At 57.3% G+C, this 396-nt stretch carries 1 pseudogene; it reads left to right on the top strand.

What is annotated here, in order from left to right:
* Window positions 1–265: pseudogene (aroH, locus tag CYR32_RS21220) on the top strand (3-deoxy-7-phosphoheptulonate synthase AroH); the annotation flags it as partial.
* Window positions 266–396 lie beyond the last annotated feature (131 nt).

Below are 396 nucleotides of genomic sequence, written 5' to 3'. Positions count from 1 at the left end.
GGATCGGCTGGAAATCGTGATGCGCACCTATTTTGAGAAACCGCGCACCGTGGTGGGCTGGAAGGGGCTGATCTCCGATCCGCACCTGGACGGCAGTTACCAGGTGAATCAGGGCATTGAACTGGCGCGCCGTTTGTTGCTGGCCGTCAATGAGCTGGGCCTGCCGACCGCCACGGAGTTCCTGGATATGGTGATCGGGCAGTATATTGCTGACCTTATCAGCTGGGGGGCCATCGGGGCGCGTACCACTGAGAGCCAGATCCACATGGCGCCTTAATTCATGAGCTGTATAAAGCCGGTTTCACCATCACTGACATCAACCCCGATTTCGTCATCGTGCGGGAACTGACCCAAAGCGGCATGACGCTGTTTCTGGTGGAACAGAACGCCAACCAT

The sequence above is a fragment of the Chimaeribacter coloradensis genome (assembly GCF_002858715.1).
Classification (GTDB): Bacteria; Pseudomonadota; Gammaproteobacteria; order Enterobacterales; family Enterobacteriaceae; genus Chimaeribacter; species Chimaeribacter coloradensis.
The sequence above is the reverse complement of the archived record's forward strand: the minus strand, read 5'-3'. Positions and strand labels throughout refer to the sequence as shown.